Here is a 17,248-nt window from a genome sequence, read left to right as displayed (position 1 = left end):
CTCGTGCCACCCTCGCCCACCTCTGCGGGCGAGGTCGCTCGCGTGCCTGCGCCTCAAAATGATCCGAGTGCCAGTGGTGTCATTTTTCCTTGCGGCCCACTGGCATGGATGAGAGAAGGGATTGAATGTGGCCACGCGGCATCAGCCTGAATAGCGGTTTTGGCGGCGCGCCCTCAGGGGCTCCGTAATATGGGCAACCCGGCGGAGCCCTCGTCAGGGTGCCCCGGGCACGTTCCCAACCTCACAGGGCAATACGCTGCGCCCGACCGAGGCGCCGTCGCGCGGACGGCCCCGGTCGCGTGTGCATGAAGGATCGCGCCGCCCGGTCCCCTACGCCTCCTCCGCCAGTTCCAGCCACCGCATCTCCAGCTCGTCCTTTTCCGTGGTCAGTTCGCGGAGTTGGGCGTCGAGGCCGGCGACCTTTTCGAAGTCGGTGGCGTTTTCGGCGATCTGGGCGTGGAGCTTGGTTTCCTTGTCGACGAGCTTGTCCAACTGGCGCTCGATCTTCTGGAGTTCCTTCTGGGCGGCGCGGTTGACGGCGGCGGCCTTCTTGGGGGCCGTGGTCTGCTGCGCGGGCGCCGGGGTCGCGGCCTCGATGACCTGGCGGCGGCGGTCGAGGTACTCGTCCAGGCCGCGCGGCAGCATCCGCAGGGTGGCGTCGCCGAGCAGGGCGTGGACGCGGTCGGTGGTGCGCTCGATGAAGTAGCGGTCGTGGCTGATGACGATGAGGGAGCCGGGCCAGCCGTCGAGGAGGTCCTCCAGCTGGGTCAGGGTCTCGATGTCGAGGTCGTTGGTGGGCTCGTCGAGGAAGAGGACGTTGGGCTCGTCCATCAGGAGGCGCAGGATCTGCAGGCGGCGGCGCTCACCGCCGGAGAGGTCGCCGACCGGGGTCCACTGCTTCTCCTTGGTGAAGCCGAACTTCTCGCAGAGCTGGCCGGCGGTCATCTCCCGGCCCTTGCCCAGATCGACCCGCTCGCGCACCTGCTGGACGGCCTCCAGCACCCGCAGCGTCGGGGGGAGTTCGCCGACCTCCTGGGAGAGATAGGCCAGCTTGACGGTCTTGCCGACGAGGACGCGGCCGGCGACGGGCTGCGTCTCGCCCTGGGTACGGGCCGCCTGTTCCAGCGCCCGCAGCAGTGAGGTCTTGCCGGCGCCGTTGACGCCGACCAGGCCGATCCGGTCGCCGGGGCCCAGCTGCCAGGTCAGATGCTTGAGCAGCACCTTCGGACCCGCCTGGATGCTGACGTCCTCCAGTTCGAAGACGGTCTTGCCGAGGCGGGAACTGGCGAACTTCATCAGCTCGGCGTTGTCGCGGGGCGGCGGGACGTCCGCGATCAGTTCGTTGGCGGCCTCGATGCGGAAGCGGGGCTTGCTGGTACGGGCCGGGGCGCCGCGCCGCAGCCAGGCCAGCTCCTTGCGCATCAGGTTCTGCCGCTTGACCTCTTCGGTGGCGGCGATCCGCTCGCGCTCGGCGCGGGCGAAGACGTAGTCGCTGTAGCCGCCCTCGTACTCGTGGACGTCGCCGCGCTGGACGTCCCACATGCGCGTACAGACCTGGTCGAGGAACCACCGGTCGTGGGTGACGACCACGAGGGCGGAGCGGCGGGCGCGGAGGTGCCCGGCCAGCCAGGAGATGCCCTCGACGTCGAGGTGGTTGGTGGGCTCGTCGAGGACGATCAGGTCCTGTTCGGCGATCAGCAGCTTGGCGAGCGCGATGCGGCGGCGCTCACCGCCGGAGAGGGGACCGATGACGGTGTCCAGGCCGTGGGTGAAGCCCGGCATGTGGAGATCGCCGAAGAGACCGGTCAGCACGTCGCGGATCTTGGCGTTACCGGCCCACTCGTGGTCGGCGAGGTCCCCGATGACCTCGTGCCGGATGGTGGCGGCCGGGTCGAGCGAGTCGTGCTGGGTGAGGACGCCGAGGCGCAGACCGCCGTTGTGGGTGACCCGGCCGTCGTCCGCGCTCTCCAGCTTGGCGAGGATCCGGATCAGGGTGGTCTTGCCGTCCCCATTGCGCCCGACGACGCCGATCCGGTCCCCCTCGTTGACGCCGAGCGAGACACCGTCGAGCAGGGCACGGGTTCCGTACACCTTGCCGACGGCTTCCAGATTGACGAGGTTCGTGGCCATTCCGCTCCTGCACTTCAGATCGATCGACCTTCCCAGCCTAGTCGGCGTGGGGAGGAGGACCGCCGGGAGATGAGTATCCGTACCGATGGCAGGGGCTGCGGGCGGCCCTAGCGTCAGCCGCATGATCAACGACCAGGCTCCGGCCGCCCCTCCCGTGCCCGACGCTGCACCGCCGGTGACCGGCTCCTCCGCGGGCCGCATCGTCGCCGGCCTGCTGGTGCTGGCGTTCGCCGGGGTGACCGGGCTGTTCGCGCCGTTTCTGGTGATGGCGAGCGACGGCTGCTCCGGGGATGACGCCCGCACGATCTGCTCCGTGGGTGCCCAGCAGGTCGTCGGCAATCTGCCGGTCATCGCCGCCTTCGTGGCCGCGGTCCTGGCTGTGGTGGGCATGGGCAGCGGGGGTAGCGCCGGCCGACGCTGCCTCCTGGCGGCCCCGGGTCTGCTGGTCGCGGCCTGGGTGGTGTCGCTGGCCCTCGCGAGCACCTGAGGCACCGCGGCCTCCGTTGTAACGTGCCGTCATGGCACCGGACATGGGCATGGGGGGTACGGCGGGGATGGCGGGCGCGGCAGGGATGGCGGGCGCGGCAGGGATGGCGGGCGCGGCAGGGATGGCGGGCGCGGCAGGGATGGCGGGTACGACGGGGATGGCGGGTACGGCAGGCACGGCGGTGGAGACCGTACGCGGGCTGGTCTACGGCCCGAGCGGCAAGCGGCTGGACGTCTACCGTCCGGCAGAGGGGGCCGGGACGGCAGGGCTGTCCGGGACGGCGCCCACCGTGCTGCTCTGGCACGGCATCGGTCCCGATGAGCGGGACGTGCTCGAACCGCTGGCGCGGACGACGGCGGCCCTCGGTGCGCTGGTGCTCGTACCGGACTGGCGCTCGGACGCCGCGGACGGCGGCCGGGCGCACCTGCTGGAGTCGCTGGCCTTCGTGCGCAGTGAAGCGGATGGGCTGGGCGGCGACGGGGAGGCGTTCGTGCTGGCCGGGTGGTCGGCGGGGGCCGGGGCCGCGCTGGGGGTCGCGCTGCGGCCCGAGGTCGTGGAGGGGTGGCGGCCGAGGGCGGTGGTGGGGGTGGCGGGCCGTTACGACCTGCCGGCGCGGACCACCGGGGCCGCGCCGCTGGACGATCTCGCCGCGGGGCGGGACCCGGGCGCACCGGTCCACCTCGTCCACGGCAGTCGCGACACCGTCGTGGACACCGGCTACTCCCGCGACCTGGCCGAGGCGCTGCGGGTCGCGGGCCGGACGGTGACCCTCCAGGAGCCGGAGACCGACCACGCGGGCGTGATCATGACCGCGTACGACCCGGCGACGGACCGCTGCGTCCCGACGACCGCCGAGCACGCGGTACGGGCGGGGCGGGTGGTGGCCGGGGTGCTGGCCGAGGCTGCCGGGGGCGCAGGCCAGTCGGGCGGGACCTGTCCATAGACGGTCGGCCGGGCTCTTGCGCTCTGTGCTCCCCTGGAGGGGGAGCACAGTCGGGCACCAGGCCATGCGCCGGGCACCCGACTGTTATGCCACGTAGCTGGCCTGCTCCAATTCGTACACTGCGTTGTGGAAGCGGGCGCTGGCCCCTTCCCCGTCTCCCCCGTCCAGTTCGTTCAGCCCGTTGTTCAGCTGTCGCCTGGCATCCTCGATGTAGGTGATGGCGGGGTTGCTCTCGCAGCCGCCGCCGGAGGTGTAGTTCATGGCTGTGTACGCCAGGTCCCGGGCAGCGTCGAGGTGTCCTGCGCTTGCGTGGTTGGCTGCTTGCCCGGCGTAGTCCTCGGCGGTGACGACCGCCCTCCAGCACGGGGACTTGGCGCTCGTCGCGCTCGCCGCCGGGGCAGCAGCGACAACTGCTCCACCGCTGAGCACAAGGGTGGCGGCCACGGCCGCTAGTCGGGTGCGTATGCGAGTCACTGACAAGGCTCCTTCCGGATGGCAACGAAGGCTGTCAGCCAACTCAGCCATGCCTGGTGCCGGCAAGGAGCGCTGTACGGAATGGCCTATTCGCCCAGATGAAAGGGCTTTGGGACCGTTCTTGTGCAAGTGGGCCGTCTGTGCATCCGCGCCCATCAAAGCCGTTTCGGGACCGGCCACGGGCCCGCCAACTTTCGACCGGCGGGCAGTGTCCAGCTTCACTGGCAACGGTCTGGGTTCGGCGTCGGAGGACATCGGTCAGCGGCGCCCGCCCCCACTGGACGACCATGCGTTGAGCCGCCGCACGGATTCCTCCAGCTCCCGGCGCCTGGCGTTCTGATCCGCCGCACTCTGCCGCACCTCAGGGGCGGCGGCAGACGGCCGGACGGGGCCATCGTCCTCATCGCACGGCGGCAGCAGACCAGGCGGCACCCGGCGGACATGGACGAGGCGCCGACGCGCCGGAGCCGCCGGTGACCAGGTCGGGGCGGCGACCACACCGCTACCGACCCTCGCCCGATGGCCGCCCCGCCCCGGAAGTAACCAACTCAGCAGCGTTCCGAGGATTGTTCGGACGAGCCCCGGCGCCCCGTTCAACGGGCGGCCGCCTTGCGGAGAACTTCGGCGAGTGCGCGTGCGGTGGCCGCGTTGCAGTTACCGAGGGCGACCAGCGAGGCGCCGTAGACGGCCGCGAAGCCGGGCAGATCGACGCCTAGCGAGGGCAGCGTGATGCCGTGATCTTTCAGCGCGGTACGCAGCTCTTCGGCGCCGGCGTGCACCTCGTCGTGGGCAGAGTGGTGAAGGGACATACGACTACACCTTCCTGCGCGCCGCGTTCGACGCACTGACGTACGGGCCACCCTGCGTGGCCCAACTGGTGTGCAGATGAAGGCACTTCGCGTGCTCTTGGGTTGCCCTGTGCAGCACCCCTAGGACGCTAGGGGCATATATGCCCCGGGGCAAGGTAGCCCCGCTAGCATTCATCAAGTTGGGTGGACCGTGGCGCCGTTGCACGCGAGACTGTGCGCAAAACAGGGGAAGGTGACATGCCGCCGAGGGACAACCCAACGGCCCGCCAAGTCCGGCTCGGAGGCGAGCTGCGCAAGTTGCGCGAGCGCGCGGGCAAGACCGCCCGAGGGGCGGCGGGGATGGTTTCGTCCGACCAAGCCAAGATCAGTCACATCGAGGCGGGTCGCATCGGAGTCAGCGAGGACCGCATCCGCCGGCTTGCCGTCTTTTACCGCTGCGACGACGAGGCCCTGGTCGAGGCGCTGTGCGCCATAGCGCGCGAGCATCGCGGACAACACTGGTGGGATGACTACCGGGGCATCCTCGCTCCCGGATTCCTCGACATCGCGGAGCTTGAACACCATGCGACTGAACTGCGATGCCTGCAACCCGTCACGTTCCCCGGCATCCTCCAGACCGAGGACTATGCACACGCCCTGTTCGCCAGCGTCATTCCGCGCCTTCCCGGTGACGAGTTGAAGGCTCGCGTCGAACATCGGATGAAGCGGCGGGACATCTTGGAGCGTGACGCTCCACCGAAATTCCAGGCGATCGTGCATGAGGCGGCGCTGCGCATGCGGGTAGGCGGACGACGGGTCGCGCGCGGGCAGCTCGAATACGTCTTGTCCTTGTCCGAGCGCCCCGGCTTGGATATCCGGGTGATCCCGTTCACGAACGAGGAGTTCATCGAGGTGACGCAGACGGTGATGTACGCAAGCGGCATCGTTCCGCAGCTCGATACCGCCCACATTGACACACCGATCGGCGGGCGCTTCCTGGATGCAGCCGCCGACCTCGACCGCTATCGCACGCTCCTCGACCTCGCCGAGCGGGCGGCGCTCACAGCCGAAGAGTCGCGAAGTTTCCTTCACCACGTCGCAAAAGAACTGTGAGAGTCAGGCTATGACCAGCGAAATCAAGTGGCAGAAGTCAAGCTTCTCCGGAGGCGGCGGGGAGCAGTGCCTCGAAACAGCCAGCGTTGCCGGTGAGATCCTCCTGCGCGAAAGCGACGACCCCGACATAGTCGTCAGGACCACACCGGAAAAACTCGCCGCCTTCATCCTTGGTGTGAAGAACGGCGAGTTCGACCACTTCGTCAGCTAGTGCCGTATCAGCGAACGATCGCCCGCCGGAACGAGGCGCACCGTTCGGTTCCTGGCCCGGTGTGCTCAGGCGATCATCGAGGGCGCGGCAGAGGAGGCCGGCATGACAAACAGCCACGTTGACTTGAGCGCTGCCGTCTGGCGCAAGAGCAGCTACACCAACGGCGACGGTGGGGACTGTGTCGAGGTGGTCGACGACCTCCCCGGCATCGTCCCCGTCCGCGACTCCAAGGACCCACACGGCCCGGCCATCATCTTCCCGGCCGCCGCCTGGTCGACCTTCGTCAGCGCTGTCAAGGACACTGCCCTGCAGGGCTCTTGAGCTTCGCGGACGCTTGAGCCTCCCGGGCCCCGAATCAGAGCACCGTCGCCCCCGCTGCCGGGGCCTCCGCCACCCGTACCTGGCGGCAGGTCCCCGACGCCAGCAGATCCTGGGCCACCCGCCCGGCCGCCTCCGCGTCCTTCACCAGGAATGCCGTGGTCGGCCCCGAGCCGGAGACCAGCGCGGCCAGGGCGCCGGCCGCGGTGCCCGCCTCCAGGGTCGCGGTCAGCGACGGTCGCAGGGACAGGGCCGCGGGCTGGAGGTCGTTGGCGAGGGACGCGGCGAGGGCGGTGGCGTCACCCGTCTCCAGGGCGGTCAGCAGTTCAGGGGCGGCCTCCGGCTCCGGTACGTCCGTCCCCGCCGTCAGCCGGTCGAACTCGCCGTAGACGGCCGGGGTGGACAGGCCGCCGTCGGCGACCGCGAAGACCCAGTGGAAGGTGCCGCCGACGGGGAGCGGGGTCAGCAGTTCGCCGCGGCCGCGGCCCAGTGCCGCGCCACCCACCAGGCTGAACGGCACATCGCTGCCCAACTCGGCGCAGAGGGAGAGGAGTTCATCGCGCGAGGCACCCGTCGACCACAGGGCGTCGCAGGCCAGCAGGGCGCCGGCGGCGTCCGCGCTGCCGCCTGCCATGCCACCCGCGACGGGGATGTCCTTGGTGATGTGGAGGTGGACGTTCGGCTCGATGCCGTGGCGGGCGGCGAGGAGTTCGGCGGCGCGGGCCGCCAGGTTGGTGCGGTCCAGCGGGATCCGGTCGACGTCGTGGCCCTCGGCGGTGATCCGGAGGGTGTCGGCGGGGGTGGCGGTGACCTCGTCGTAGAGGCCGACGGCGAGGAAGACGTTCGCCAGGTCGTGGAAGCCGTCCGGGCGGGCGGCGCCCACCGCCAGCTGGACGTTGACCTTCGCCGGTACGCGGACGGTGATCGAGGTGGTGGTCGTCATGCCTGCTCTCCCCCTGGCGCCTGCTCTCCCCCTGAGGCGTGCTCTCCCCGTGACTGCCGGATGCCCGGCGCCCCGCCCGGTCCCTTGTGCTCGGCGATCCGCGCGAACTCCTCGACGGTCAGCGCTTCCCCGCGGGCCTGCGGGGAGACGCCCGCGGCGACCAGCGCGGTCTCGGCCGCGGCGGCCGAGCCGGCCCACCCCGACAGTGCGGCCCGCAGCGTCTTGCGGCGCTGGGCGAAGGCGGCGTCGACGACGGCGAAGACCTCGTCGCGGCTCGCCGAGGTCTCGATCGGCTTGTCGCGCCGTACGAGGGAGACCAGGCCGGAGTCGACGTTGGGCGCGGGCCAGAAGACATTGCGGCCGATGGCGCCGGCCCGCTTGACCTCGGCGTACCAGTTGGCCTTCACGGACGGCACGCCGTAGACCTTGTTGCCGGGGCGGGCGGCCAGCCGGTCGGCGACCTCGGACTGCACCATGACCAGCGTGCGGTCGATGGTGGGGAAGGCCGCGAGCATGTGCAGCAGCACCGGCACGGCGACATTGTAGGGGAGGTTGGCGACCAGCGCGGTCGGCGCGGGGCCGGGCAGCTCGGCGACCTGCATGGCGTCGCTGTGCACCAGTGCGAAGCGGTCGGCGCGCTCGGGCATCCGGGCCGCGACGGTGGACGGCAGCGCGGCCGCCAGCACCTCGTCGATCTCGACGGCAACGACCCGGTCGGCGGCCTCCAGCAGCCCGAGGGTCAGCGAGCCCAGGCCCGGGCCGATCTCGACGACGACATCGTCGGTCCTGACCTCGGCGGTCCGCACGATCCGCCGGACGGTGTTGGCGTCGATGACGAAGTTCTGGCCGCGCTGCTTGGTGGGCCGGACGCCCAGCGCGGCGGCCAGCTCGCGGATGTCGGCGGCGCCCAGCAGGGGGCCGGAATCGTCGGTGGTGCTCTTGCTCATGCCAAAGCCTCGCTGCGCTCGTTCACCCGTGAAGCTTACGGCCGCAGACCGGCCACGGGCTCGCCCCCCTTCTGATGTAGAGCTTCTTGGCCCGGAAGGTCTGTTCCCCGGGGGAGGCGTCCTGCGGGCGGCCGCGGCCCCCGAGGGCCCGCCAGGTGGAGACGTCGAACTGGTAGAGCCCGCCGTAGGTGCCCGACGCATCGACCGCATGCGGCCGCCCGCCCGTCTCGCACTGCGCCAGCGCATGCCAGGCGAGATGGTCGGCGCCGCGCACGGAGGTCGGCAGCACCATGGTGCCGAGGTGCACGATCTGCGGTCGGGGCGCGTGCACGACCTTGCTGTGCAGCCGCTTCGGCTTCTGCCGGACGCCGTTGACGGTGCGCACCCGGTAGGTGACCCGCCGCACCCCGGGCCGCCCCTGCTGGACGACCGACTGGACGCCGCGGGCCAGCCGCGGGTCGGCGCGCAGGATCGTACGGAAGGGCAGGCGCTCCTCGCGGACCTCCCTGGAACCGGTGATCCGCAGCACGGAGATGATCTGGCCCTCGCGCGGGAAGCCGTCCGGCGGCACCGAGGTGGTGTCCTGGTCGCGCAGCGCGAGGCCGGCCTCGGCCAGCGCCTCGCGGACGGTCGCGGCGTTGGTGCGCAACCGGTGTTCCCGGCCGTCGGCGACGATGACCACCGAGCGTTCGGTGCGTACCGCCAGTTCCATGCCGTGCTGCTCGATGCGCCGGGAGCGGGAGGCGGAAAGATAGGCGCCCTCGGCCCGTACGCCGAGCTGGTGGAGCGCGTCGGCGACGGTGTCCGCGGTGGTCCACACCTGGCGGCGCTGTCCGTCGATGGTCAGGACGACCGGGCGGCCGTGCCGGACGACGATCTCGTCACCGCTGCTGAGCCCGGTGCCGGGGGCGGGCGCGACGAGGTCGTGTGCGCCGATGTCGAGATGTTCGGCGGCGAGCAGATCGTCGACGTCGTCGGCGAAGGTGTGCAGGGTGCGCGGGGTGCCGTCGACGGTGAGCCGGACCGCCTTGTCGTGGGCGACGAAGGCGGTGGTGCCACCGGCGAGGAAGGCGACGACCAGGGCCTGCGGCAGCAGCCGGCGCAGCGCCTCGGGGCGTTCGGCGCGGCGTCTACGACGGCCGCGCGCGGCGCGGTGGCTGCTCTGCGAATGACTCACGGCGCGCTCCACATGCCACGGGATGCGGTTGACGGCCGGAATGTAGCGGAGTGTCGGTGACTCTCCAAAGTCGGCCCCTTACGGAAAGTGGCATTTTTGGAGAGTGGCGGAGGTCCCTGGCCGGCGCCGGAGGGCCGTCGGCGGGCGGGCGGAAGGCAGTCGGCGGCCGGGCGGAAGCCCGTCGGCGGGCGGCGGAATGCGGCGGTGTCCGTTCCGCATCCGACGGCACGCGGGGGTGCCGTCGGAGGCGCACGGTCAGTGCCCGAAGGCCCGTGTCAGTACCCGAAGGCACGGGCCGTGTTCGCCGCGACGGCGGTGGCCAGTGCGTCCTCGGTCACGGCCTTGACCTCTGCCATCGCCCGCAGCGTGACCGGAATGAGGTACGGGGCGTTGGCCCGTCCTCGGTACGGGGCGGGGGTCAGGAAGGGGGCGTCGGTCTCGACGAGGACCAGCTCGGGCGGGGCGACGGCGAGGGCGTCGCGCAGCGGCTGGGCGTTCTTGAAGGTGACGTTGCCGGCGAAGGACATGAAGTAGCCGGCCGCGGCGCAGATCTCGGCCATCTCGGCGTCACCGGAGTAGCAGTGGAAGACGACCCGTTCGGGGGCACCCTCCTCGCGCAGGATCCGCAGCACGTCGTCGTGCGCCTCGCGGTCGTGGATGACCAGGGCCTTGTCGTGCCGCTTGGCGATCTCGATGTGCGCGCGGAAGGACCGCTCCTGGGCGGCCATGCCCTCGGGCCCCGTACGGAAGTAGTCCAGGCCGGTTTCGCCGACGCCGCGGACCTGGGGCAGCGCGGCCATGTCGTCGATCCCGGCGAGCGCGGTGTCCAGGGCGCTGTCGCCACCGGCCTCCCGCGCTCCCTGCCGCGACCAGCCGTCCGGATCGCCCAAGACGATCCGCGGCGCTTCGTTGGGGTGCAGCGCGACGGTGGCGTGCACCCTGTCGTGCGCGGCCGCGGTCTCGGCGGCCCAGCGCGAACCGGCCAGGTCGCAGCCCACCTGGACGACGGTGGTCACACCGACGGAGGCGGCCTTGGCGAGCGCCTCCTCGACGGTGCAGTCCTGCATGTCCAGGTGGGTGTGCGAATCCGCGACCGCCACCCGAAGCGGTTCGGGCAGCGGCGGCGGGGTGTTCTTGTCCTGCGGTGCCATGGCCGCGATCCTACGAGGGCCGCGGCGCGGACCTCACTTGCGGTGGTGCTGGAACGGGTGCAGCAGGTCGGAGAGGTGCCAGTGGTGGCGTCCGGGGTCCTCGGCGGTGCTGCCGGTGCTGCCGTTCCGGTCCGGGGCGGCAGCGGGGACCGGTTCCTTCCGCCGCTCGCCGCCGTGCTTCCGCTCGCTGCCGTTCTGACGCTGATGCATGCTCGCGATCGCGTCGGAGACCAGCGAGACCTGGCCGGAGCGCATGATCCGTACGACGTTGCTGCCGCAGTTCAGGCAGGTGGGGCAGGTCAACGGGGACGGGACCCGCTCGCCGTCCGCGTAGTAGACGACATGCGTCTCGCCCTTGCCGTCGACCTGGTGGACTATCTCGTACGCCTGCTCCCAGCCGTGGCCGCACCTCATACAGGCGAAGGCATAGGCCTCGTGCGCGGCGGCGTCGGGACGGGCGGCGGGGTGGTCTCCGCCGGTGGTCGAAACGCCGGTGGTCTTCGCGATCTCGCTCATGTGCGCGCTCCTCTTGTCCGCTGGACAAGGTCTTCGGGAACCGTTCGTCCCTCGTCCAGTGGACGCCTTCGGCGCGCACAATGCAGCCCATGGCCGACGCTATTGGCCCAGATTTGGCCGACGGTAGGACAATCACCTCAACGCGCCGACCTGCGCTTTACCTTTCCGGTCAGCCGTTTACCTTCTGATGAGTCGCTTTTCGCCCGGCGCCGCGCATCAATTCTTCGCGGGGCCCTTCCCGGCGTTCCCGGCGGAGCCCTTCCCGGCGTTCCCGGCGGAGCCCTTCTCCGCGTTCTTCGCCGCGACCACGGCGTCGAAGACCTCCCGCTTGGGCAGCCCGGCGTCCGCGGCGACCGCGGCAATGGCCTCCTTGCGGCGCTCCCCGGCCTCCTCGCGGACCCGCACCCGGCGCACCAGCTCACCGGCGTCCAGATCCTGCGGTCCGCTCTCCGGTGCGCCCTCGACGACGATGGTGATCTCGCCGCGTACCCCCTCGGCCGCCCAGGGCACGAGGTCGCCCAGCGGCCCGCGCTTGACCTCCTCGTACGTCTTGGTCAGCTCACGGCACACCGCGGCGCGCCGGTCCACGCCGAAGATCTCGGCCATCGCGGCGAGGGTGTCGTCCAGGCGGTGCGGCGCCTCGAAGTAGACGAGGGTGCGCCGCTCGCCTTCGACCTCGCGCAGCCGGGAGCGCCGCTCTCCGCCCTTGCGGGGCAGGAAGCCCTCGAAGCAGAAGCGGTCCACCGGCAGTCCGGAGACGGCGAGTGCGGTGAGTACCGCGCTGGGGCCCGGTACGGCGGTGACCTTGATGTCCCGCTCGACCGCCGCGGCGACCAGCCGGTAGCCGGGGTCGGAGACGGAGGGCATGCCCGCGTCGGTGACCAGCAGCACCCGTGCCCCGCCGGCCAGCGCATCGGCCAGCTCGGGCGTCCTGGCCGCCTCGTTGCCCTCGAAGTACGACACGATCCGCCCGGTGGGCTGGACCTGAAGTGCCTGGGTCAGCCGGCGCAGCCGCCGGGTGTCCTCGGCGGCGATCACATCGGCGGCGGCCAGCTCGGTGGCGAGCCGCGGCGGCGCGTCCGCGATCTCCCCGATGGGCGTCCCTGCAAGTACCAGCGTTCCAGTCACCTTCCCATCCTCCCAGGGCGCCGCCGTGCCCCGATCCGTCGGTGTCCCCCGGTGGCGTCCCCGCCGGTCCACAGGCCGCTTCCCTACGATGGGCCGGGTGACGAGTGACACCACCGCGACCGACGCCGCCGCGCAGCATGCCCCGGAGCCGGCCAAGGAGCCCCCCGTGTGGCAGCGGCGGCTGCGCCGCTTCGGGTATCCCGTCCGCGCACAGGGCGATGTCCGCGCGCGGCTGGTGCCCGCCTTCCCCGAGCCGAGCGGTCGCCTGTGGGCGGTGTTCGGTGTGGGCCCGGGCGCCGCGGCCCGGGCGGCACGGTGGTCGGGCTGGGCCGGTCCGCTGCTGGTGACGCTGTTCGCGGGGGTGCTGCGGTTCTGGAACCTGGGCAGCCCGCGGAAGGTGATATTCGACGAGACGTACTACCCCAAGGACGCCTGGTCGCTGCTGCAGTACGGCTACGAGGGCACCTGGGCCAAGAACGCCAATGACGCGCTCGTCGGGCATGCGCCGCAGATCCTGCTCTCGCCCGAGCACTCGTATGTGGTCCATCCGCCGATGGGCAAGTGGCTGATCGCGCTCGGTGAGTGGGCGTTCGGGATGGACCCCTTCGGCTGGCGGTTCACGGTGGCGCTGCTCGGCACCCTCTCGGTGCTGCTGCTGTGCCGGATCGGCCGCCGGCTGATGCGGTCGACGGCGCTGGGCTGTCTGGCGGGCGGTCTGCTGGCGGTGGACGGTCTGCACTTCGTGATGAGCCGGACCGCGCTGCTCGATCTGATCGTGATGTTCTGGGTGGTGGCCGCGTTCGGCTGCCTGCTGGTGGACCGGGACCGTACCCGGGCCCGGCTGGCGGCGGCGCTGCCGCTCGACTCCGAAGGGGTGGCGCACCCGGACGGCGGGGTCGGCGACCGGCTGCGGCTGGGGTGGCGGCCGTGGCGGATCGCGGCCGGACTGTGTCTGGGCCTGTCCGCCGCGACGAAGTGGAACGGCCTCTACTACCTCGCGGCCTTCGCCCTGATGTCGGTGCTGTGGGATGTCGCGGCGCGCCGTACGGCGGGCGCCCGGCGGCCGTTCCGCTCGACGGTCCGGCGCGACGTCCTGCCCGCTTTCGGGTCCACCGTCGTCGTCGCCCTCGCCGCCTATCTCGCGTCGTGGTCGGGCTGGATCGCCACCAAGGGCGGCTACTACCGCGACTGGGCGACCACGCCGGACGGCCGGGCGGGCAACTGGACCTGGCTGCCGGACTGGCTGCGCAGCCTGTGGCACTACCAGACCGAGGTCTACGCCTTCCACACCGGACTGACCACCCCGCACACCTATCAGTCCAACCCGTGGAGCTGGCTGGTCCTGGGCCGCCCGGTCTCGTACTTCTACCAGGACCCCAAGGCCGGCCAGGACGGCTGCACGGCGGCCGAGGGCTGCGCCCGCGAGGTGCTGGCGCTGGGCACCCCGCTGCTGTGGTGGGCGGCCTGTTTCGCGCTGCTCTACGTCCTCTACCGCTGGCTGTTCAAGCGGGACTGGCGGGCCGGCGCGATCGCCTGCGGGGTCGCGGCCGGCTATCTGCCGTGGTTCCTCTACCAGGAGCGGACCATCTTCCTCTTCTACGCGGTGGTGTTCGTCCCGTTCCTGTGTCTGGCGCTGGCGATGATGACCGGCGCGTTCATCGGACCGCCGGGGTCAACCGAGCGACGCCGCACGATCGGTGCGGTAGGTGCCGGTGTCCTGGTGCTGCTGATCGTGTGGAATTTCATCTACTTCTATCCCTTGTATACGGGTATGGCCATTCCCAAGTCGGCCTGGCACCACCGGATGTGGTTCGACACCTGGGTGTAGCCGACCGCGCCGCCCGGCCTACCGGAGGCGGACCGGCGGGAGTTCGACAACTCTGTAACAGCTGTACAACAGCGCGTCACCGGACCGTGCCCTGATCGAGACTCACCACCTCCCCGTGTCCCATAGAGTGCGGTGCACGTTCCTGTGTGCGTATTCGAGGACGAGGCTCTGGGAGGGATTCGGTGGCATGCGCCGAGAGGTGAAGTACGGGCTGATCGGCGGATCGGTGGCCCTGGTGGCGGGAGTCGTGGGCGGCTTCGCGCTGTTCGGCGGCTCGGACGGGTCTCCGCAGGAGGTCAGGTCGGCGGACGCCAAGGGCGGTGACAAGGGGCCCAAGGTGGCGACCGGCCCCCTGTCGGCCAAGGAGGTCCACACGACGGCACAGGGCTTCCTGACCGCCTGGCAGTCCGGCGACGCGGCCAAGGCCGCCGGGATGACGGACGACCCGGAGAAGTGCAAGGCCGCCCTGGAGGCCCTCGCCAAGCAGGCGCGGTTCTCGAAGGTGGCCCTGACGCCGGGCACGCCGTCGGGCGACAAGGTGCCGTACTCCGTCGCCGCGCAGATCGACTACAAGGGCACCAAGGCGGCCTACTCGTACCGCACCGCCACGACCGTGCAGCGCGACAAGACCACCGGAAAGCCGCAGATCGCCTGGCAGCCGGCGATGCTGCACCCGGGCCTGGACAAGGGCGACCAACTGCGGACCGGCGAGGCCGAGGCGCCGCCGATCAAGGCCGTGGACCGCAACGGCGCCGAGCTGACCCCAAAGGCGCATCCGGCGCTGGCCGGGGTGCTGGACAGCCTGCGGGACAAGTACGGCGCCAAGACCGACGGCAAGCCCGGGGTGGAGCTGTTCATCCAGCGCGCCAAGAGCGCCAAGCCCGCGGACCAGTTGCCCGACAAGACGCTGAAGGTGCTCTCCAAGGGGACCCCGGGCACGCTCAAGACCACGCTGGACGCCACGCTGCAGTCGGCGGCCGAGCGGGCGGTCAAGGGCAAGAAGTCCGCCTCCGCCGCCGCGGTCAAGCCCAGCACCGGCGAGATCCTGGCGCTCGCCAACTCCCCCGAAAGGGGTTTCAACATGGCCACCCAGGGGTCGCTCGCCCCCGGCTCGACCATGAAGATCGTGACCTCGGCGATGCTGATGGACAAGGGCCTGACCTCGCCCGGCAAGAAGAACCCGTGCCCCAAGTACGTGACCGTCGGCGGCTGGAAGTTCCAGAACCTCAACAAGTCCGAGATCAAGGACGGCACCTTCGCGCAGAGCTTCGCCGCGTCCTGCAACAACGCCTTCATCTCGCACGCCAAGGACCTCGGCGACGACGACCTGACCAACGAGGCCCGGGACGTCTTCGGCATCGGCCTGAACTGGCAGACCGGCATCCCCACCTTCGACGGTGCGGTGCCCGTGCAGCACGACGCGCAGATGGCGGCCTCGCTGATCGGCCAGGGCGGGGTACGGATGAACCCGCTCAATGTCGCCTCGCTCTCCGCGACGGTCCGGGCCGGGTCCTTCCACCAGCCGTACATCGTCTCGCCGTCCCTGGACCACCGGACGCTCGCCAAGGCCGCCCGCACCATGAAGCCGGACACCCTCAGCGGCCTGAAGTCGCTGATGAAGCTGACCGCGACCTCCGGTACGGCCGCCGAGGCGATGGCCGGGGTCAGCGGTGACATCGGCGCCAAGACCGGCTCCGCCGAGGTCGACAGCCAGAAGAAGCCCAACGCCTGGTTCTCCGCCTACCGCGACGATGTCGCCGCGGCGGCCGTCGTCCCGGCGAGCGGCCACGGCGGCTCCAACGCGGGCCCGCTGGTCCGCGCCATCCTCACCGCCGGCTGACGAGGCGGGGCGCCCGCCCGGGCGCCTCTCATCTCATCGACCGGATTCCGTTCGCATGGCCCGCACCGCCTTCGCTAGCGTGCGGGCCATGAGCGATTCCCGGTCCGGCACCACCCCGGAAACCACGCACTCCACGGCCGTCTCCCCGCTCGCCCCCGCGGCCCTGATCGAGTACGCCGGGGACCGGGTCGCCGCCGTCCGCGAGCGCACCGCATGACCCCGCTCGTCGTCGCGGCGGTCCTGCTGGCCGCCGTCACCCACGCCAGCTGGAACGCCATCGCCCACGGCATACGCGACCAGCTCGTGGCCTTCACCCTGGTCGGCGGCGGCGGGGCGCTCTGCGGCCTGGCCATGGCCGCCTTCACCCCGCTGCCGGCGGCCGGCGCCTGGCCCTACCTCCTGGCCTCCAGCCTGGTGCACATCGTCTACCAGGCCCTGCTCATGCAGTCGTTCCGCCTGGGCGACTTCGGCCAGATGTACCCGATCGCCCGGGGCACCGCGCCCCTGGTCGTCACGGTCCTGGCCGCCGTCTTCGTCCACGAGGTCCCCAACGGCTGGGGACTTGCCGGTGTCGCCCTGGCCTCCGCCGGGCTGGTGGGCGTCGCCCTCTGGGGCATCCGCGGTTCGGGCACCAAGCCGCACTGGCCGGCTCTCCTCGCCGCCCTCGCCACCGGCCTGGCCATCGCCTCCTACACCACCGTCGACGGCCTGGGCGTCCGCGCCTCCGGCACCCCTCTGGGCTATATCGCCTGGCTGATGATCCTCGAAGGCATCGTCATCCCCGTCTACGCGCTCGCCACCCGCCGCCGTCAACTCCTCACCGAGCTGCGCCCCATCGCCCTGCGCGGCCTGGCCGGCGGTGTGCTCTCCGTCTTCGCCTACGGCCTGGTGCTGTGGGCGCAGACCCGCGCGCCCCTCGCCCCCATTGCCGCCCTGCGCGAGTCGTCCATCATCGTGGGCGCCGCCATCGGCGCCGTCTTCTTCAAGGAGCGCTTCGGCGCCCCCCGGATCGCCGCGGCCGGCCTGATGGTCATCGGCATCGGCCTGATGCTCCACACCGGCTGAGCGAGCGGCGCCCCGCGGACGGCTCAGGATGCTGCCCACCTGAGCGGTCCGCGGGGAGCTCCGCGGGGAGCACTGTCTTCATCGGGCTCCCCCATGCTGCACCGGACCGCGTCCACCGGCCCCTTCCGTTGTTGCCGGGTGTGGGGGCGCCACACCCGGCACCAGCAGACGACGCCGGCCGCGGCCCCG

At 71.3% G+C, this 17,248-nt stretch carries 18 protein-coding genes; 9 read left to right on the top strand and 9 right to left on the bottom strand.

The window, feature by feature from the left end:
* Nucleotides 1-330 precede the first annotated feature (330 nt).
* Complete coding sequence (locus tag ACF088_RS36445; protein WP_392380213.1) at nucleotides 331-2,130, bottom strand: ABC-F family ATP-binding cassette domain-containing protein; 1,800 nt, start codon at nucleotides 2,128-2,130, stop codon at nucleotides 331-333.
* 121 nt (nucleotides 2,131-2,251) lie between these two features.
* Here ACF088_RS36445 and ACF088_RS36440 point away from each other — a divergent pair, with 121 nt between their 5' ends.
* Together ACF088_RS36440 and ACF088_RS36435 are read left to right on the top strand one after the other, a co-directional pair.
* Entirely contained in the window at nucleotides 2,252-2,617 is a 366-nt protein-coding gene (locus ACF088_RS36440; RefSeq protein ID WP_392380212.1) for a hypothetical protein, read from the top strand.
* Between the two features lie 31 nt (nucleotides 2,618-2,648).
* Nucleotides 2,649-3,560 (top strand): alpha/beta hydrolase, encoded by a 912-nt coding sequence (locus tag ACF088_RS36435; protein ID WP_392380211.1) that lies wholly within the window; start codon nucleotides 2,649-2,651, stop codon nucleotides 3,558-3,560.
* 84 nt (nucleotides 3,561-3,644) lie between these two features.
* Here the strand turns inward: ACF088_RS36435 and ACF088_RS36430 are convergent, their stop codons facing one another.
* Entirely contained in the window at nucleotides 3,645-4,034 is a 390-nt protein-coding gene (locus tag ACF088_RS36430; RefSeq protein ID WP_392380209.1) for a hypothetical protein, read from the bottom strand.
* Between the two features lie 593 nt (nucleotides 4,035-4,627).
* The gene (locus ACF088_RS36425; RefSeq protein WP_392380208.1) at nucleotides 4,628-4,843 is read right to left on the bottom strand and encodes a hypothetical protein; all 216 of its coding nucleotides are present in this window, start codon (nucleotides 4,841-4,843) and stop codon (nucleotides 4,628-4,630) included.
* A gap of 237 nt (nucleotides 4,844-5,080) precedes the next feature.
* Between ACF088_RS36425 and ACF088_RS36420 the strand changes: the two genes are divergently transcribed.
* From ACF088_RS36420 to ACF088_RS36410, 3 genes are all read left to right on the top strand, one after another.
* A complete protein-coding gene (locus ACF088_RS36420; protein WP_392380207.1) occupies nucleotides 5,081-5,935 on the top strand; it encodes a helix-turn-helix domain-containing protein in 855 nt (284 codons plus the stop codon).
* A 10-nt stretch (nucleotides 5,936-5,945) separates the two neighbouring features.
* Nucleotides 5,946-6,146, top strand: a complete 201-nt coding sequence (locus ACF088_RS36415) for a DUF397 domain-containing protein (protein ID WP_392380206.1) — start codon at nucleotides 5,946-5,948, stop codon at nucleotides 6,144-6,146.
* 102 nt (nucleotides 6,147-6,248) lie between these two features.
* Nucleotides 6,249-6,467: a DUF397 domain-containing protein gene (locus ACF088_RS36410; protein ID WP_392380205.1), complete on the top strand. Its 219-nt coding sequence runs from the start codon at nucleotides 6,249-6,251 to the stop codon at nucleotides 6,465-6,467.
* Nucleotides 6,468-6,501: 34 nt separating this feature from the next.
* Here ACF088_RS36410 and ACF088_RS36405 read toward each other — a convergent pair whose 3' ends face one another.
* The 6 genes from ACF088_RS36405 to rsmI all read right to left on the bottom strand — a co-directional run bounded on the left by ACF088_RS36405 (nucleotide 6,502) and on the right by rsmI (nucleotide 12,326).
* Complete coding sequence (locus tag ACF088_RS36405) at nucleotides 6,502-7,407, bottom strand: 4-(cytidine 5'-diphospho)-2-C-methyl-D-erythritol kinase (protein WP_392380203.1); 906 nt, start codon at nucleotides 7,405-7,407, stop codon at nucleotides 6,502-6,504.
* Entirely contained in the window at nucleotides 7,404-8,354 is a 951-nt protein-coding gene (rsmA, locus tag ACF088_RS36400) for a 16S rRNA (adenine(1518)-N(6)/adenine(1519)-N(6))-dimethyltransferase RsmA (protein ID WP_392380202.1), read from the bottom strand. The genes ACF088_RS36405 and rsmA overlap by 4 nt, the downstream gene beginning before the upstream one ends.
* Before the next feature lie 22 nt (nucleotides 8,355-8,376).
* The gene (locus ACF088_RS36395; RefSeq protein WP_392380201.1) at nucleotides 8,377-9,531 is read right to left on the bottom strand and encodes a ubiquitin-like domain-containing protein; all 1,155 of its coding nucleotides are present in this window, start codon (nucleotides 9,529-9,531) and stop codon (nucleotides 8,377-8,379) included.
* A gap of 275 nt (nucleotides 9,532-9,806) precedes the next feature.
* Nucleotides 9,807-10,682, bottom strand: a complete 876-nt coding sequence (locus tag ACF088_RS36390; RefSeq protein WP_392380200.1) for a TatD family hydrolase — start codon at nucleotides 10,680-10,682, stop codon at nucleotides 9,807-9,809.
* Between the two features lie 33 nt (nucleotides 10,683-10,715).
* On the bottom strand, nucleotides 10,716-11,198 hold the full coding sequence (locus ACF088_RS36385) for a hypothetical protein (RefSeq protein WP_392380198.1): 483 nt from the start codon (nucleotides 11,196-11,198) through the stop codon (nucleotides 10,716-10,718).
* A 216-nt stretch (nucleotides 11,199-11,414) separates the two neighbouring features.
* Complete coding sequence (gene rsmI / locus ACF088_RS36380) at nucleotides 11,415-12,326, bottom strand: 16S rRNA (cytidine(1402)-2'-O)-methyltransferase (protein ID WP_392380197.1); 912 nt, start codon at nucleotides 12,324-12,326, stop codon at nucleotides 11,415-11,417.
* Between the two features lie 88 nt (nucleotides 12,327-12,414).
* On the opposite strand from rsmI, the gene ACF088_RS36375 reads away from it, so the two are divergent.
* From ACF088_RS36375 to ACF088_RS36360, 4 genes are all read left to right on the top strand, one after another.
* A complete protein-coding gene (locus ACF088_RS36375; protein ID WP_392380196.1) occupies nucleotides 12,415-14,154 on the top strand; it encodes a dolichyl-phosphate-mannose--protein mannosyltransferase in 1,740 nt (579 codons plus the stop codon).
* A gap of 187 nt (nucleotides 14,155-14,341) precedes the next feature.
* Entirely contained in the window at nucleotides 14,342-15,994 is a 1,653-nt protein-coding gene (locus ACF088_RS36370; RefSeq protein ID WP_392380195.1) for a penicillin-binding transpeptidase domain-containing protein, read from the top strand.
* 88 nt (nucleotides 15,995-16,082) lie between these two features.
* The gene (locus ACF088_RS36365) at nucleotides 16,083-16,211 is read left to right on the top strand and encodes a hypothetical protein (RefSeq protein WP_392380194.1); all 129 of its coding nucleotides are present in this window, start codon (nucleotides 16,083-16,085) and stop codon (nucleotides 16,209-16,211) included.
* A complete protein-coding gene (locus ACF088_RS36360; protein ID WP_392380193.1) occupies nucleotides 16,208-17,059 on the top strand; it encodes an EamA family transporter in 852 nt (283 codons plus the stop codon). Before ACF088_RS36365 ends, ACF088_RS36360 begins: the two co-directional genes overlap by 4 nt.
* The last annotated feature ends 189 nt before the right edge of the window (nucleotides 17,060-17,248 follow it).

Origin of the sequence: Streptomyces sp. NPDC015125 (assembly GCF_043080045.1) — a bacterium.
In the GTDB taxonomy this organism is placed as follows: domain Bacteria; phylum Actinomycetota; class Actinomycetes; order Streptomycetales; family Streptomycetaceae; genus Streptomyces.
The sequence above is the reverse complement of the archived record's forward strand: the minus strand, read 5'-3'. Positions and strand labels throughout refer to the sequence as shown.

Coding starts and splice junctions, on each gene's coding strand:
- ACF088_RS36445 (WP_392380213.1), bottom strand. CDS start 2,130: ATGGCCACGAACCTCGTCAATCTGGAAGCCGTCGGCAAGGTGTACGGA.
- ACF088_RS36440 (WP_392380212.1), top strand. CDS start 2,252: ATGATCAACGACCAGGCTCCGGCCGCCCCTCCCGTGCCCGACGCTGCA.
- ACF088_RS36435 (WP_392380211.1), top strand. CDS start 2,649: ATGGCACCGGACATGGGCATGGGGGGTACGGCGGGGATGGCGGGCGCG.
- ACF088_RS36425 (WP_392380208.1), bottom strand. CDS start 4,843: ATGTCCCTTCACCACTCTGCCCACGACGAGGTGCACGCCGGCGCCGAA.
- ACF088_RS36420 (WP_392380207.1), top strand. CDS start 5,081: ATGCCGCCGAGGGACAACCCAACGGCCCGCCAAGTCCGGCTCGGAGGC.
- ACF088_RS36415 (WP_392380206.1), top strand. CDS start 5,946: ATGACCAGCGAAATCAAGTGGCAGAAGTCAAGCTTCTCCGGAGGCGGC.
- ACF088_RS36410 (WP_392380205.1), top strand. CDS start 6,249: ATGACAAACAGCCACGTTGACTTGAGCGCTGCCGTCTGGCGCAAGAGC.
- ACF088_RS36405 (WP_392380203.1), bottom strand. CDS start 7,407: ATGACGACCACCACCTCGATCACCGTCCGCGTACCGGCGAAGGTCAAC.
- rsmA (WP_392380202.1), bottom strand. CDS start 8,354: ATGAGCAAGAGCACCACCGACGATTCCGGCCCCCTGCTGGGCGCCGCC.
- ACF088_RS36390 (WP_392380200.1), bottom strand. CDS start 10,682: ATGGCACCGCAGGACAAGAACACCCCGCCGCCGCTGCCCGAACCGCTT.
- ACF088_RS36385 (WP_392380198.1), bottom strand. CDS start 11,198: ATGAGCGAGATCGCGAAGACCACCGGCGTTTCGACCACCGGCGGAGAC.
- ACF088_RS36375 (WP_392380196.1), top strand. CDS start 12,415: ATGGGCCGGGTGACGAGTGACACCACCGCGACCGACGCCGCCGCGCAG.
- ACF088_RS36370 (WP_392380195.1), top strand. CDS start 14,342: ATGCGCCGAGAGGTGAAGTACGGGCTGATCGGCGGATCGGTGGCCCTG.
- ACF088_RS36365 (WP_392380194.1), top strand. CDS start 16,083: ATGAGCGATTCCCGGTCCGGCACCACCCCGGAAACCACGCACTCCACG.
- ACF088_RS36360 (WP_392380193.1), top strand. CDS start 16,208: ATGACCCCGCTCGTCGTCGCGGCGGTCCTGCTGGCCGCCGTCACCCAC.